Source organism: Shewanella sp. SM101 (genome assembly GCF_025654465.1).
Classification (GTDB): domain Bacteria; phylum Pseudomonadota; class Gammaproteobacteria; order Enterobacterales; family Shewanellaceae; genus Shewanella; species Shewanella oncorhynchi.
Genome location: NZ_JAKKRH010000002.1, coordinates 135,065 through 148,920, shown reverse-complemented (window position 1 = coordinate 148,920; position 13,856 = coordinate 135,065). Strand labels below are relative to the sequence as shown.

11 protein-coding genes are annotated in these 13,856 nt (G+C 44.8%); 6 read left to right on the top strand and 5 right to left on the bottom strand.

The window, feature by feature from the left end:
* The first annotated feature begins 162 nt into the window (after positions 1 to 162).
* Together L5M38_RS01690 and L5M38_RS01685 are read left to right on the top strand one after the other, a co-directional pair.
* Positions 163 to 1,731, top strand: a complete 1,569-nt coding sequence (locus tag L5M38_RS01690) for a methyl-accepting chemotaxis protein (RefSeq protein ID WP_263178131.1) — start codon at positions 163 to 165, stop codon at positions 1,729 to 1,731.
* Positions 1,732 to 2,092: 361 nt separating this feature from the next.
* Complete coding sequence (locus tag L5M38_RS01685; protein WP_028761337.1) at positions 2,093 to 3,394, top strand: DEAD/DEAH box helicase; 1,302 nt, start codon at positions 2,093 to 2,095, stop codon at positions 3,392 to 3,394.
* Positions 3,395 to 3,511: 117 nt separating this feature from the next.
* On the opposite strand, the gene L5M38_RS01680 is transcribed toward L5M38_RS01685, so the two are convergent.
* Positions 3,512 to 4,402, bottom strand: coding sequence for a hypothetical protein (locus tag L5M38_RS01680; RefSeq protein WP_263178130.1), 891 nt, complete (start codon positions 4,400 to 4,402; stop codon positions 3,512 to 3,514).
* 40 nt (positions 4,403 to 4,442) lie between these two features.
* Positions 4,443 to 4,781, bottom strand: coding sequence for an ankyrin repeat domain-containing protein (locus tag L5M38_RS01675; protein ID WP_263178129.1), 339 nt, complete (start codon positions 4,779 to 4,781; stop codon positions 4,443 to 4,445).
* Between the two features lie 307 nt (positions 4,782 to 5,088).
* On the opposite strand from L5M38_RS01675, the gene L5M38_RS01670 reads away from it, so the two are divergent.
* The 3 genes from L5M38_RS01670 to L5M38_RS01660 all read left to right on the top strand — a co-directional run bounded on the left by L5M38_RS01670 (position 5,089) and on the right by L5M38_RS01660 (position 7,653).
* On the top strand, positions 5,089 to 5,742 hold the full coding sequence (locus tag L5M38_RS01670; RefSeq protein ID WP_263165668.1) for a peroxiredoxin-like family protein: 654 nt from the start codon (positions 5,089 to 5,091) through the stop codon (positions 5,740 to 5,742).
* Between the two features lie 99 nt (positions 5,743 to 5,841).
* Positions 5,842 to 6,477 carry a DUF2913 family protein gene (locus L5M38_RS01665; protein WP_263178127.1) on the top strand — a complete coding sequence of 212 codons (636 nt, stop codon included), beginning with the start codon at positions 5,842 to 5,844 and terminating at the stop codon, positions 6,475 to 6,477.
* A 423-nt stretch (positions 6,478 to 6,900) separates the two neighbouring features.
* Entirely contained in the window at positions 6,901 to 7,653 is a 753-nt protein-coding gene (locus L5M38_RS01660) for a substrate-binding periplasmic protein (RefSeq protein WP_263178125.1), read from the top strand.
* A gap of 79 nt (positions 7,654 to 7,732) precedes the next feature.
* Here L5M38_RS01660 and L5M38_RS01655 read toward each other — a convergent pair whose 3' ends face one another.
* From L5M38_RS01655 to L5M38_RS01645, 3 genes are read right to left on the bottom strand one after another with little or no spacing between them, the layout of a single operon-like run.
* Positions 7,733 to 8,254: a hypothetical protein gene (locus L5M38_RS01655; protein WP_028761343.1), complete on the bottom strand. Its 522-nt coding sequence runs from the start codon at positions 8,252 to 8,254 to the stop codon at positions 7,733 to 7,735.
* Positions 8,255 to 8,272: 18 nt separating this feature from the next.
* The gene (locus L5M38_RS01650; RefSeq protein WP_263178123.1) at positions 8,273 to 10,396 is read right to left on the bottom strand and encodes an aldehyde ferredoxin oxidoreductase; all 2,124 of its coding nucleotides are present in this window, start codon (positions 10,394 to 10,396) and stop codon (positions 8,273 to 8,275) included.
* A gap of 16 nt (positions 10,397 to 10,412) precedes the next feature.
* Complete coding sequence (locus L5M38_RS01645; RefSeq protein ID WP_105251824.1) at positions 10,413 to 11,057, bottom strand: 4Fe-4S dicluster domain-containing protein; 645 nt, start codon at positions 11,055 to 11,057, stop codon at positions 10,413 to 10,415.
* Positions 11,058 to 11,412: 355 nt separating this feature from the next.
* Between L5M38_RS01645 and L5M38_RS01640 the strand changes: the two genes are divergently transcribed.
* Positions 11,413 to 13,782 (top strand): OmcA/MtrC family decaheme c-type cytochrome, encoded by a 2,370-nt coding sequence (locus L5M38_RS01640; protein WP_263178121.1) that lies wholly within the window; start codon positions 11,413 to 11,415, stop codon positions 13,780 to 13,782.
* Positions 13,783 to 13,856 lie beyond the last annotated feature (74 nt).

The window sequence follows — 13,856 nt, the reverse complement described above, 5'->3', positions numbered from 1 at the left end:
TCACCTGTCAGCCATGAGAAACCGCTCTCCTATACCCACACAAAAATGATACTCTTATCACATAACAAGCTTACTCCGATGAGAGTCAGCACAATAAAATTCGCGCCTAATACCGCGCCCTGAACCCTAATGAACCACATCGGCCCTGAATGGACACACTAAATGAGCCAGAGTAACGCCTCAGCGAATAAAATAGTTAATACACAGAGATCAGATCAAGAAATCCGCTTAACACCACAGGATGAACTCATTTCCACCACTGATACTCGCGGTATCATCACTTACGTCAATGCCCGCTTTGCCGAAGTATCAGGCTATAGCGATCAAGAATTAATTGGCAGTGCCCATAATATGGTGCGCCATCCGGATATGCCGAGCGCCGCCTTTAAAGAAATGTGGGAAAAACTTAAGTCAGGCCAATCTTGGCGCGGCATAGTCAAGAACCGCTGTAAGAATGGTGGCTTCTATTGGGTTGATGCCTTTGTTTCGCCCTTGTTTGAAAACGGCACTATTATCGGTTACCAATCGGTACGCATTCAGCCTCAAGCCACCTACGTCACGAAAGCTAATGAGATTTACCAAAGACTCAAATTAGACAAATCCATTCCTAAACCCTTAAGTTTAATGCAAAAACGTATCGTATCTGCGGTTGTAGCCTCCACAGGTTTACTGATCGCTGGCTACTTTTGGGGCTGGGGCGTAATTATCGCAGGGGCAATTCTGATGAGTTTAAACCTCGCCATTTTCTACGATGAGGCTTTTCGTATTCCCGCTAAACTGATTGAAATGCAAAACAAATATGACTCTATCAGTCGTTACATTTACTCGGGTGCAGATACCTCTTCTATCCTCGATTTCCAGCTCATCATGCTACAGGCCAAAATGAATGGCGTACTGGGGCGCACCCAAGATCAAGCCAATCAATTACATGCAATTGCCGATCAATTAGTGGTCGCGACCGAGCAAACCTATGTCAGCCTAGATCAAGAGAAAAATCAGCTAGAACAGCTCTCTGGCGCGATGGAAGAAATGAGTTCAACCATCACAGAAGTGGCGCAGAATACACATCTCACGTCCACCAGCATCAATACCGCCTATGATCTCTGCCTTAAAAGCAGTGCCAACATGAAGGCCAACACTCAAAAAATGGAGCAACTGGCAAAGTCTGTTGCCGATGCCACCAACAATGCCCATCAATTAAATAAAGAAGCCGAGCAAGTCGCTAATGCGATGGGCGAAATTGACTCGATTGCCGAGCAAACGAATCTCCTCGCCCTCAATGCCGCGATTGAAGCTGCCCGTGCGGGTGAGCAAGGCCGTGGGTTTGCCGTGGTCGCCGATGAGGTTCGCGCCCTATCGAGCAGAACCCAGCTATCGACCAACAGTATTTCTAAGAGTGTCGATAAGATGTTCACTATGCTCAACGCATGGGCCAAAGAAATGGAACAAAGCCGTCAACATGCGGAGCGTTGTGCCAGCGATATTCAATTGTCCGCCGACAATGTAAACACCATTTACCAAGAAGTGAGTGATATCCACACCTTTGCCCAACAAAATGCAGTGGCAGCCGATCAACAGCGTCAAGTGGTCAATGAGATCGCCAGTAATATTCACTCCATCACCCATGCCAGCGCCGAGAACTTAGCCGCAACCCATCTGATTGGTGATGCAGCCCATCTTCTTAAACACAATGCCGAAAAAGCCCTCGGCCTGAGGCGCACCTTCGGTTAAACATAAGTACAAGATCCAAAATACCGCAGCCTAGGTTGCGGTATTTTCTAATATAGCGAGCTTTAATCCGTATTGTTGAGTCAATATTTTACTCAACCCTTGTATAGATCAATAAGACCTAGCCCACCTGAACCAGTGCCAAGCCTTTTATCCCCTCCTGATGAAATGGTGCAGATAAAATGCCAAAACACTAAAAAGTACAGGTTTTAACCGAAATTTTTGCTATACTCCGCGCCCGCCATTTTTCTTATAAAATCTGTGTGGAAGAATGAGCCAGCCGGTACACCTCTCTCCTTTAGACGAGTGATAAAGAGGCTAGTGGCGCTTGAATGTTTGAATAAGTGAACGATAGGAATCCAAAATGAGATTTGAATCTTTTAGTTTTTCCCCCGAGATTTTGCGCGCTATCTCAGATTGCGGTTATCAACAAATGACGCCTATTCAGCAGCAAGCGATACCTGCTATCCGCCGCGGCCAAGATGTCTTAGCCAGTGCCCAAACCGGTACGGGTAAAACCGCCGCTTTCGCGCTGCCGATCCTGCAAAAGATGGTTGAAAAGCCAAGCGAAACGCTAAAGTCGAATGCCCGCGTATTGATCCTTACGCCGACCCGTGAGCTTGCAGCTCAAGTGGCTGACAACGTTACGGCTTACTGCAAATACTTAAACTTCAGTGTCTTAACCATTTACGGCGGCGTAAAAATTGAGACTCAAGCGCAAAAGCTGAAACGCGGCGCCGATGTGATTGTTGCCACCCCAGGTCGCTTACTTGAGCACCTTACCGCCTGTAACTTAAGCCTGTCGAACGTCGACTTTTTAGTGCTAGACGAAGCCGATCGAATGCTCGACATGGGCTTTAGCGCCGATATCCAAAAAATTCTTCAAGCGGTAAATAAGAAACGTCAAAACTTGTTATTCTCGGCCACTTTCTCAAGTGCAGTGAAAAAACTCGCCAACGACATGATGGTTAAACCGCAAGTGATCAGCGTTGATAAACAAAACACTACAGCCGACACCGTTAGCCAAGTAGTTTATCCGGTTGAACAACGCCGTAAACGCGAACTGCTTTCTGAGCTTATCGGCAAGAAAAACTGGCAACAGGTATTGGTATTTACTGCGACCCGTGAAGCCGCCGATACACTAGTCAAAGAATTAAACTTAGATGGTATCCCATCTGAAGTGGTCCACGGTGAAAAAGGCCAAGGCAGTCGTCGCCGCGCCCTGCGTGAGTTTGTGGCGGGTGATGTTCGGGTGCTGGTTGCCACCGAAGTCGCCGCCCGAGGTCTGGATATCCCAAGCCTTGAATACGTAGTCAACTATGACTTACCTTTCCTCGCAGAAGATTATGTACACCGTATCGGTCGTACAGGCCGTGCAGGAAAAACAGGCGTAGCCATTTCATTTGTGAGCCGCGAAGAAGAGCGCACGTTAGCCGATATCGAAAAATTGATTGGCCAACAGATTCGCCGCGTCACTGTGCCAGGTTATGAAGTTGGCAGCCGCGAATTGCTATTAAAGCAATTACAAACCCGCCGCAGTTTTGCCAAAAAGCAACAAAGAACCGACAACGTCGGCGCTCAAGTTGCTGCTGAGAAAAACATGCAGGGCCGCCGCGTAAAAATGAAAGTTGGTCAAGCACCGAGCAAGGCCAAAAAACTTAAGTAATTATCCGTTGATTGATATTATCAGTGTTTGTCAATATTGATAAAACAGCGATTTTTAAGCGTCCATAACCGGACGCTTTTTTATACTTACTCAATAATAACCTTGGTAACCTTTATCTCACCGTATTATGTTACCCAATAACGCTTGAAGCCTTGTTTCATTTATACTATTTTCGCCTCGCCACCCAGCGAGAGGAAGCATAATATCCGATCGAGTACTTCCAGGGTACTTCACACTACAGATATCGGTAAAATGGGTGAATCCATCATATAAAGGTTTTACATAAGGATTTGGCATAATCCCCAATTCAGCCAATACCATTAATTGTCCGCGAAAACTATATTTCTCATAGTTAGAAATAATTTTAGCTTTCTTGATGCGCTGTTCTAATTTTCCGGGTGTTTCATCTTGAGGAGCTTGACGGATCATATCGATTAACGATGTCAATATACTGATATCCTCTGGTGTAGGAGTACACGGGGGAATGGCAGTAAACTCCTCTAATTCAACAAGATTACCACACCACCTTTCATTCCATACACTCCCGGCATAGCAACTGAATATTTTATGTCCTTTTTCTATCCAAACATTTCTTCTTATAGAGCAAACGGGACAAACATCCCCTTCGCTGACTATTTTATGTTCGGGAACCGCTTGAGCGAACAAATAACTTAATATGGGTTGTCTTCCTCTTGGAAAACTTGAAAAGCCACATATATATGCCGAAATCAAATTCTCAATCGATAAGTGAGGATGCTCAAGCAACATTTTATAAGCATTAATACATTCATCATGACTATATTTGATTATCTGATTGACAGGATAACCACTTTGTTCAAGTGTTAGTATTTCTGCATTAGATAAACCGTCATTAGAATAGTGTGTAGTCCCAGACTCACAATCAAACTGGTCCCCATTATCTATTCTTTGCATATATCCATTTTCGTCTTTGATATAAGACTTTTTAAAATAGATTTTCTTTAATATTTTAAATAATCCCTTATCCATTTTACAGCTCCCGTGATTGAATATTGAAGTGCAATACAATTTATCGATGACCACGTTGAACGCCACCATAGCGCTCCAAATACTTCACCATTTTTTGACTCGTGGCGGTATAACTACCCATATGAAACTCGCCATGCCAATGGGCCAGCTCAACAGGAAGGTGACCTAAGTTATTGGCATGATGGACATCGGCCCCAGCTTCAACCAGTAACATGAGAATATCGAGTAATTGCAGTTGGCAGCAATGCAATAAAGCCGTCATATTTTGTGAGTCGATATATTCGACATCAACACCCTGTTTGATCAACTGTTTTACGGTAATGATATCGTGTTTTACCACTGCATCAATTAAGGCTTGCCCCATCAGCTTGTCGTTCACTCGTTTTAACCACTCCAACACTACGCTGTAATCGCGATAAAATCCAAATGGTTACCGTTATAAATACCTCACCAACCAACCCCATCAGTATCACATTGGTGCAATCATCTGCATTGGCTTGTAAGAATGTTCGGCAATTGCCGCTCTTTTAATGCTCGTACCCGTTTAGTGCTAACTCGAACCACTCTTAAGCAAGTTAGATATAACAAATATAGATTTACGCAATATCTCTTTTTCTAAAACGAGGGAAATATTAACAACAACGACTTAAAAAACGAAGAAAACAAAACCAAATTAAGGACTTTATATGCAAACCGCTTCGATGTTACACAGGTTTTACTGCACAACCATCTTACTACTAACAAGTCTAACGGCTATTGCGCAACCCATTGCTAAGGATGAGTTTTCCATCAGTCCGCTACTTAATGGTCAGCAAATCCCTAAGGTAAACTTGCAAGATATCAATGACAAAACGGTCGATTTAGCAGAATTAACCCAGAAAAAACCAACCATTTTCTTCTTTTACCGTGGTGGCTGGTGCCCATTTTGTAACAATCAAATGGGGCAACTAAAAGCGATTGAGCCTGAGTTATTAAAAATGGGCTTTCAGTTAGTGGGAATTTCACCCGATACGCCAGCTCAACTTAAGGCTTCGGCGGCAAAAAATGAACTTAAATATCTGCTGCTTTCCGATGAAAAAATGCTGGCATCCCAAGCCTTTGGTTTAGCTTTTTACACTAGCGAAAAGGTGACTGAAACCTATACCGCACGCCTTAAGCTCGAGAATCCTTTATGGATCACCCCTGAAGGTGCCAAACGTTTAGTCTTACCTGTACCCGCCATTTATATCAGCGACGACAAGGGATTAATTCATTTTCAATATATCAACCCTAACTACAAAGTGAGGCCCGCGCCAAAGCTGATTTTAACCGCCGCGAGTTTGGTGGGATCGCAAGAATAAATATCGGTTTAACGACCGCTTTGCTAAACTAGCTCCGCCGCAATCAATATCGTCCAAGTTCAAATAGATAACATCACTTCAGCCCGCGGCGGAGTCATAATGAATTCTCAAACCTATAACCAAGCTGTGCTCGAACTCGCCCTTGCGGGTCTTGCCGATTTAACCGCTTCAGCACAGACCAAGAAAGCCCAGCGCACCTCTGCGCAGGAAAGTCATTTTTTGTGTAATTGGATGGTCGAGTCCTTAAAGGAAAAACGCTTTTCTAAACTGGTAGCCGACGATCTCACGGCTTGGATACGTTTGGCTCGCAGCCAAGGTGCGGGCGCCGAACTCAAGCGTTTGCTAGAAAGGATAGTGTATCAATATCAATCAGTTGAGACATCAGAGCCCGCTTTAGGCACGGCATTAAATGCCATGATAGCAACCTTAAAGCAAGCCGAATGGTTAGTCTTTACTGACACTGAAATCAGTGCCAAGCTGAAACTCGATGGTGATGGTCAATCTAGCTTAGTGATTGATGCCAAAGAATTTAATCAACATATTAAAGACAATCAGCTGATCAAGCCAATCAACTTATATGTCCGCGCCGATGAACAGACACTAACGCGTATCGCCCTGTCCCATGGGTTATTACTCAGCCAAGGCAACAAGAAAACCAGTTTGATTAAGCACCATAAAACCTATCAAATTTTCCCTAATAATCAGCAACCAGCTTTGTGTCAGCTATTGGCTTAAGGTAATACCAATCGTATTAAATATCTGTTCATTCAGCGGGAGTTCAACGCGCTTTAGATAAGGCGAAGGCTTGAAGGCATAGTGGTGCTCTGCCGAAAGCCTTAAACGCAGTATAAAGCGCGTTGCCATGTAGTGAACATCAGCCGCCCTTCGGGAGCCACACAGGCATCCCACTCCGGTGTTGCATTGACTTAAAAGGGAATAACCATTTCTGCGTCAATGCGCCTTGGATTGAGATGCCTGTGAGGCTCTGAACTGATTAGATATTTAATGTGATTGGTATAACAGCGAAAAGCAGAAAATAGCTTGAATATGGCGGATGTGACTGATTGTGATCCAATAAACAATTCATTCACACAGTTTAGATAGAATGACCATCGGATAGGTCTTGGCTAAAGCAGAGATAACAAGGATAAAAGCAATATGGTTAAGCGATGTTTGCAGTATAAACACTTAATTCGATTTGCCTTGTTCACCCTTTGCTTGACTCAACAGCACGCCTTTGCGGAACAGCTCAAATACAATATCACTGGCTCCTATTCTTGGTATCCGTATTTTATCGGTGATCAAGCCGAGGCGCCGGGGATGATCACTGAGCTTATTCCGATGATTTTATCTATGGCTAAAATCAAAGGTGAAATCCTCGCCCTGCCGCCCAAGCGCACCAATAATGCGCTAGAAACCGGTCAACTCGACTTTGATATCGTCAGCCCTAGTTGGTTTGAAAAGCAGGATTTAGGGCCGCTGTTTGTCAAATCGGCCCCCATAATGCAAATCACTGAATATGTGGTCACATTGCCAGAGAATGTCAGTAAATATAAAGATATCAGCCAGATAAAAGGCCAAGAAATAGGTACAGTGCGCGGTTATTTATATCACGACGATAAAGATTTTATCCGTGCAGACTTTACCTCAGAGCAGGAGCTGATCAAAGCCTTAGATAAACACAGAGTCAACGCTGTTATTGCTGGTAATTACCCGGCGTTGTATTGGTCGACTCAGTTGCGGATCCCTGTCGCACTGGCGGCAGTGCATTCTGATGGTGACTTAGTGTTTAGGTTGCGAAAAGAACATGCCGATTTGCTTCCTGCCATCAATCAAGCCATAGCGACACTGAAGGCCAATGGTAAAATTGACGAAATCATCAAAAAGTACACTCAAACGCTGGCAAGCTAATCTCACGCTAGCTATATGAGATATTTGCGATAAAAAGCGCCCGAAGGCGCTTAATCAATATCAATGAGGTCGCAGAATCTCAGTTTGACCATTCACAAGGATCATAATTAGCGAGGACGGCCGCATAGCTGTGACTCAATCCCAGAGTAGAGTAGTAATAACCTTTCCCCTGATTGTCCACTGCATAATGGATATCCTCGGCCCCAAGCTGTTGTGGTAATTGCTCACGCACATTGGCTAATGTAGGCTCATCATAAAGATAGGGGGCAAACGTCAGTACACTCTCCAGATAGACCTCAGTATGGCGGCAACTATTGCGACGGATCTGGGCAATAATCGCCTCAAACGCTTCACCCCGCTCCAACGCTAACCATTGCTCAGCGTAACGTTCAACTATGCTTCTGTCGGAATAGAAGAAATACCGCTTATCCGACAAACGCATCTGCACATCCTTGTAAGCCTCATTGAGGATCAGGCGAATATAACTGTTAACCGTTTGCTCACTATCCCACTCGAGCCCTGCCACGGCGGCGATTTGCTCCGCCGTGACTAAGCGTCCGTGTTGGCTAAATACCCTGATATAACCGACAAGTTCAATCATAGTGTCCAACTATAGTGTTCAACTGGGTAACAGGCCTCGCGCCGCCAATCTATCGGCAACAAAACCTAGGCTAAACTTGTCGAGAGTGGCCCGAGTTGGCGCACCGGTTTGAATATCCCAACCAAAGGCTTCATAGAACATGTCCAGCGCCGTTTGCATGTCAGCGCGGTCCATCTTGATGGTGCCCTCTTGACCGAAGTTTTTATCTGGATTCAAATCATAAACCCAGTCACTGAGTACATCATGCTCTTCGCGCATATTGCTTTCATTCATTTGCAATACGGTTAAGGCACGGTGTAAATGCAGCACTCTTTCCGCCTTAAAGTCCAATTCCGTTTCTGTGGTTTCAATCCCTGTCACTAAACTGAACATCTGCGATTCAATGGTGCTATCGCCTTCATAGTTGCGATTTTTATCCGGTGATGCCAGCAGTGGGAACATCCAATTACACAGTGTCAGAGAGTCATGTAATACGTTTTTCACCAGCGACCATTTTGCAAAACGGATCTTAGCCACATTGATTGGGGTATACCAATTCACCTTATCGAATGCACCTTCACCCCATTTTTTCTCGGCAATCGCCACTGTCATATCGTGTGGCAAACCACTGTTAACTATGTTGATGTGGGAATGGCACTGAGCATCACGGTTAAAGACGACGTTGATTAACGTACCCACCTGACCCGCGGTTTCACTAGCATGGTGCACGGCAGCATTAGTTTTCTTGTTGAATACCTTAGTGGCACTTTCTTTGTGAATATCCCAATTACCTAACTTGGGATTGGTTCCATCTAAACCCCAGCGCTTGATCAAATCATATAAGCCGTCGGCCATATGGGAAATTTCACCTTCTTTAAACGCCACTCGGCGATAAAAATCAAGTAAGAAAGCGGGATCTTGGTTATCCCAGAGCGCCCAAGGAATACTATTAAATTCATCTTCAGGTAATAAATGCTTAAACATATCCTTTGTTTTTAGGAATTTAAATAGATGAGAAATGGAGCCATAGTTACACCAAATACCATAGTCATCGAGAATATGAGCCCCTAAAGCGCCCGCCATCGCATGTGCTTCTGTACCATTTTTGGTGCCCATTAAATACTGTGGTACGAGGAATCCCATACAGACGTTAGATATATGTTCGGTTTTACGACCGTATTTGCTTTTCAATTCAGGGACTTTTAGCTCGCAGAAGCAACGTATTGGGCATGAATGACAGCCTCCCGTACGCTTCATCCACTTATTGGCATATTCCACACCTATGTAGCTTTCTGCCATCGAAGTTCGAAACCCAATACGATTGCGTTCATTCCATGGCACTTCGCCTAAATCGATTTCTTGATCGGCAGCGCCCCACTTCAAACCGGGCCGAGATTTCCAGCGGCTGATGGGTGCTGAGTACTCAGCCCAAGATTGCGGCGTTGAAGGAACGACACCATTATTGTTGGCACCGATAATACCTAAAATATGGTCATCTAAGGCACGCATCTTTTCATTATTGGCGGCGATTTTAACGGCACCAGTGCCGATAATGCCGATCCCTTTACAATTTTTGGACCCCATTACCGAGCCATGACCACCTGCTGAATGCCCGCCCTGAGTCATAATGACAGAAAGAGGCACTTGGTTTTCACCCGCTTGGCCAATCGCAGCGACTTGTGCATTGGGTCCCATCATTTGCGCGATCATAGCGTGGGTATCAAATATACCTTTACCCCATAGGGCATCGGCAGGTTCAATCGTGACCTTATCATCCACAATTTTAAGCCACACAGGACTGCTCGCTTTCCCCTCTATTGCTATCGCATCGAAACCCGCAAATTTCATTGCGGGTGAAAAATGCCCACCAAAGTGACCATCGGCAATCAGATGTTTTTCAATTACAGGACTACGGGAAGTAATGGTTGTTCGTCCAGTACAAATAACGCCTGAACCCGTTAATGGCCCGGCAGAAAAGACAATAATATTATCTGGGTCGATTGCTGTAATATTATCCTTATGATCATCCCACAATATTTTATAACCAATACCCATACCACCGATATAGTCATAATATTTATTGATTGGCTCATACCATATATGATTAGTTGTTAAATTAACTCTGAGGACTTTACCCGCCCAACCACCTATTTTATCACTCATATTATTTCTCCTGAATTTAAGAAACTAAGCCGGTATATTTTTCGTATTGTTCTAATGCAGCTTCAGCCTCTTCCCAGTTATAAAATTTAATTGCACCTGTAGGACAAACTTGCGCGCAGGCAGGTTTACCGTTACATAAATCACATTTGACGGCTTTCATTTTACTGCGAACAACTTTAATGACTTGCTGAGGACACTTATCTGCACAATAACCACATCCGACACAACGTTCTTCATCAATCACTTTGGCGCCAGTTTGTTCGTTCGTTGAAATAGCTTGCTGTGGACAAACTTCAGTGCAAACTTCGCAGTGGCGACAAGTGGAAGGAACAACGGTTTTATCGCCGCACTCTCCTCGTTGTATTTCATAGTCAAATTGCACACCATGTGGGCCATAGTTCATATTTCTTTCTACTTTGACGCGGGCAAGTGTCGGACTGCTATCCCCTTCATGGTTCCAACCACAGGCAATTTCACAGCGTCTGCAACTAACACAAACCGTAGGGTTCACCACCATGAGTCCACCAGGCATGACTTCTACTATCTCTTGGCTATTACTGTCACTGCCACAACCGGTCAGAAAACTTATTAATGTTCCGCTATAAACTGTACCGACAGCAACGCCCATACCGCCTTTAAGCATTCCTCTTCTGGTAATCATATTTGATCCTTTATTAGTCAAAGCAATATAATTAAAATATGCATACACTTTGATTCCCGACAATTTATGCTAAAGTAATTATGTCTTTGATTTTTAACCTGCGTCACAATTACCCATATTGGGGCATTATTAGATCAAGTTACACGACATGCATCAGAGTAACGTTTTCAAGAATTAACAATTCAACATCTAGCAAATTTAAATAATGCCTCACTTCAAATTACCTTAATATAATTAACAAATAACTTTTAAATTTGGTTAATTAAGTGCAACTCGACTCATAACTAAGCTAATATCTATACCGCATACATTCCGATTAGAGTCCCGACAGAATCTAATTAAAAAGGAATGGAAAATGATGAAAACGAATACCCGTTCTCAATGGAAAATCTTTACGCCAATGGCAGTCGCAGTCTGTCTGATGACAGCCTGTTCCGATGGTGACGATGGGAAAGAAGGACCACCAGGGATTGTGAGTATCAGCATTGAACAAGCGGATACACTCAAAGCGACAATAGAAAATGTGGTTATCGATGCACAAACTCATGTGCAGGTCGATTTCTTCCTCAGCAATGCCAATGGTATTGCGGTCACAGGACTAGAAAACCTGAAGGAGCTAGATACCTTAGGTGTCGGTATTGCCAAATTAGCACCGCCGCAGAAGCACTATCAAATCACCCAAGCCGCGGCTAATGCTATGGCAACAACTGGCACAGAAGTCATTAACTCTGCAGCAAGCGCGACAGATGCTGCGTTGCAATGGACCAGTTACATCAATAATCAAGTAGAACCTGCCACAAATGCCCAAGCGAATGCACAGACTCAGTGGCAAGCAGGCATTGAAAGCAACTGTAAAACGGCGTGTCTAACCTCCTTAGGCGCGGGCCAATACCGTTACACTTTGAGTAAACCACTCACGGGTTACTCCCAATTTACGGGGATAGATACCCAGTACTCGCCTGAGCTCACCCACAGAATTTACCTAGAGTTAAAACCGTTCGCAAATAGCCCAATCGACACTCAGTTGATCAACAGCGTGTACGATTTTGTGCCCGCCACAGGACAGACAGTCGCGGCGGATATGGGCCGTAAAGTGATCGCGCCGGAACAAGCTTGTTTTCGATGCCACAACCCAGACTTAGCCAATACCGATACTCGCCTTTTGATGCACGGCAATAAACGTTTTGCCTTTGAGGGCTGCGTTGTCTGTCACACGACTTACTCTGGCGATCCTGAAACGGGTAATAGCCTTGATATGGCGACATTGACACACCAGATCCACCAAGCTAAATATCAAATTGTAGGTTACAAGGGACAGCTATATGACTACGCCAATGTGACCTTTCCCGGTGATATGACCCAATGTCAGCAATGCCATATTCCCGGCGCAACGGCGCAAAGTGGCAATAGTAATATCCCCAGTAAAACCGCGTGTCTTGACTGTCACAAAGCGCAAATTCCCGCAGATTGGAATGGCACTGTAGCGGGGTTATTCCACAACAGGGAAATTTTTGCCAACCCATGGGCACTGGGCTGTAGCGGCTGCCACCCTGATAGCACTAATCCTGAAGGTGTTGGGCTTTTCCACAATGCCGCCGTGAAAACAGCCACTAGGCTGGTGAGCGATTACCAAGTTAAGTTACTGAGTTCGCAGCTAAGCGTTGAAACTAAGACCCTTGCGGTGACATTGCAAGTGCAGCAAATGGAGCAACTGCCCGCCAGTCAACCTATGATAAAATCCTTCTGGTTGATTGCCACAGGTGAAACAAATAGCGCGAATATGCCAATCAATAACGGCCAGCGTAAAGTGTGGGATTTATTAGCAAACACGAGCGACGTCGCCTTAAAAATTACCGCACCCAATCAGCTAACAGTCACTATATCTAACCTGTCGGCTGCCGATTTTGGCGATCTGAGTCAGTCAAAACTCTACAGTAAACTGGTGCTCTGTGCCGATAAAAATACCGGCTTTGCCGTTAACTGTAATATCGCAAATCAAGAGGTGAGTCTCAGTGCCATTAATTCGCTAAGCCTGCAAGGTCAAGCTGTTACGGCAAAAGCTAAGGTCGATGAACAGGCCTGCCGCCAATGTCATGATCAAGGATTAGAAGATAGAGTTCTGTCAGCGCATCAAATGAAAGGAATTTTTGAACCCAATAGCAGCTGTGGCACCTGTCATGCACCGCAAACGGCAACCGCACTGACCGATGGGCAATGTCAAAGTTGCCACAGTAATGATGCGATTATGTATCTCAATGCCAATGTGATGCATACTCCTGGGGCCAGCCAAATCAAGCCCTATCGCACCATCAACAATACTTTGAGCTACAGGGAAATGGTGCATTCACTGCATGCGGGAACCCGCACTGTAGTGGGTTTTGACAACCCACGTCCCGAACTCACTTACCCTAATGCAAAAAATAACTGTAGTGTTTGTCATAGCACAGGACAGCTCAGTCTCGAGGGGCTAAATGCACAGCAATCCCTGTTAGTTGCGACACCCGATGCAGCCAACATAGGGCAAATTGCCGAGTACTCACCAACCTTAGCAACCTGCACGGCATGTCACACGCTTATCGATAGTTTAGTCGTCCATGCACGTAGCTTTGGCGGGGTTTACCAAAGCGATGCCAGCGGTGGTCGAATTTACCAATCAGGACAGGAGTCATGCGCAACCTGTCATGCCGAAGGTCGCTCATCGGGGGTCGACAAGGTACACAAATAAGCCGTTAGATTTGATTTAATGCCAAAAAAAAACCGCTCACCATAATGGTGAGCGGTTTTATTTCATTCGTCCTA

Bases quoted from the DNA above. Each gene is read 5' to 3' on its own strand.
- L5M38_RS01680 (WP_263178130.1), bottom strand. From the start codon at position 4,402: ATGGATAAGGGATTATTTAAAATATTAAAGAAAATCTATTTTAAAAAG.
- L5M38_RS01685 (WP_028761337.1), top strand. From the start codon at position 2,093: ATGAGATTTGAATCTTTTAGTTTTTCCCCCGAGATTTTGCGCGCTATC.
- L5M38_RS01650 (WP_263178123.1), bottom strand. From the start codon at position 10,396: ATGAGTGATAAAATAGGTGGTTGGGCGGGTAAAGTCCTCAGAGTTAAT.
- L5M38_RS01665 (WP_263178127.1), top strand. From the start codon at position 5,842: ATGAATTCTCAAACCTATAACCAAGCTGTGCTCGAACTCGCCCTTGCG.
- L5M38_RS01640 (WP_263178121.1), top strand. From the start codon at position 11,413: ATGATGAAAACGAATACCCGTTCTCAATGGAAAATCTTTACGCCAATG.
- L5M38_RS01690 (WP_263178131.1), top strand. From the start codon at position 163: ATGAGCCAGAGTAACGCCTCAGCGAATAAAATAGTTAATACACAGAGA.
- L5M38_RS01655 (WP_028761343.1), bottom strand. From the start codon at position 8,254: ATGATTGAACTTGTCGGTTATATCAGGGTATTTAGCCAACACGGACGC.
- L5M38_RS01670 (WP_263165668.1), top strand. From the start codon at position 5,089: ATGCAAACCGCTTCGATGTTACACAGGTTTTACTGCACAACCATCTTA.
- L5M38_RS01660 (WP_263178125.1), top strand. From the start codon at position 6,901: ATGGTTAAGCGATGTTTGCAGTATAAACACTTAATTCGATTTGCCTTG.
- L5M38_RS01645 (WP_105251824.1), bottom strand. From the start codon at position 11,057: ATGATTACCAGAAGAGGAATGCTTAAAGGCGGTATGGGCGTTGCTGTC.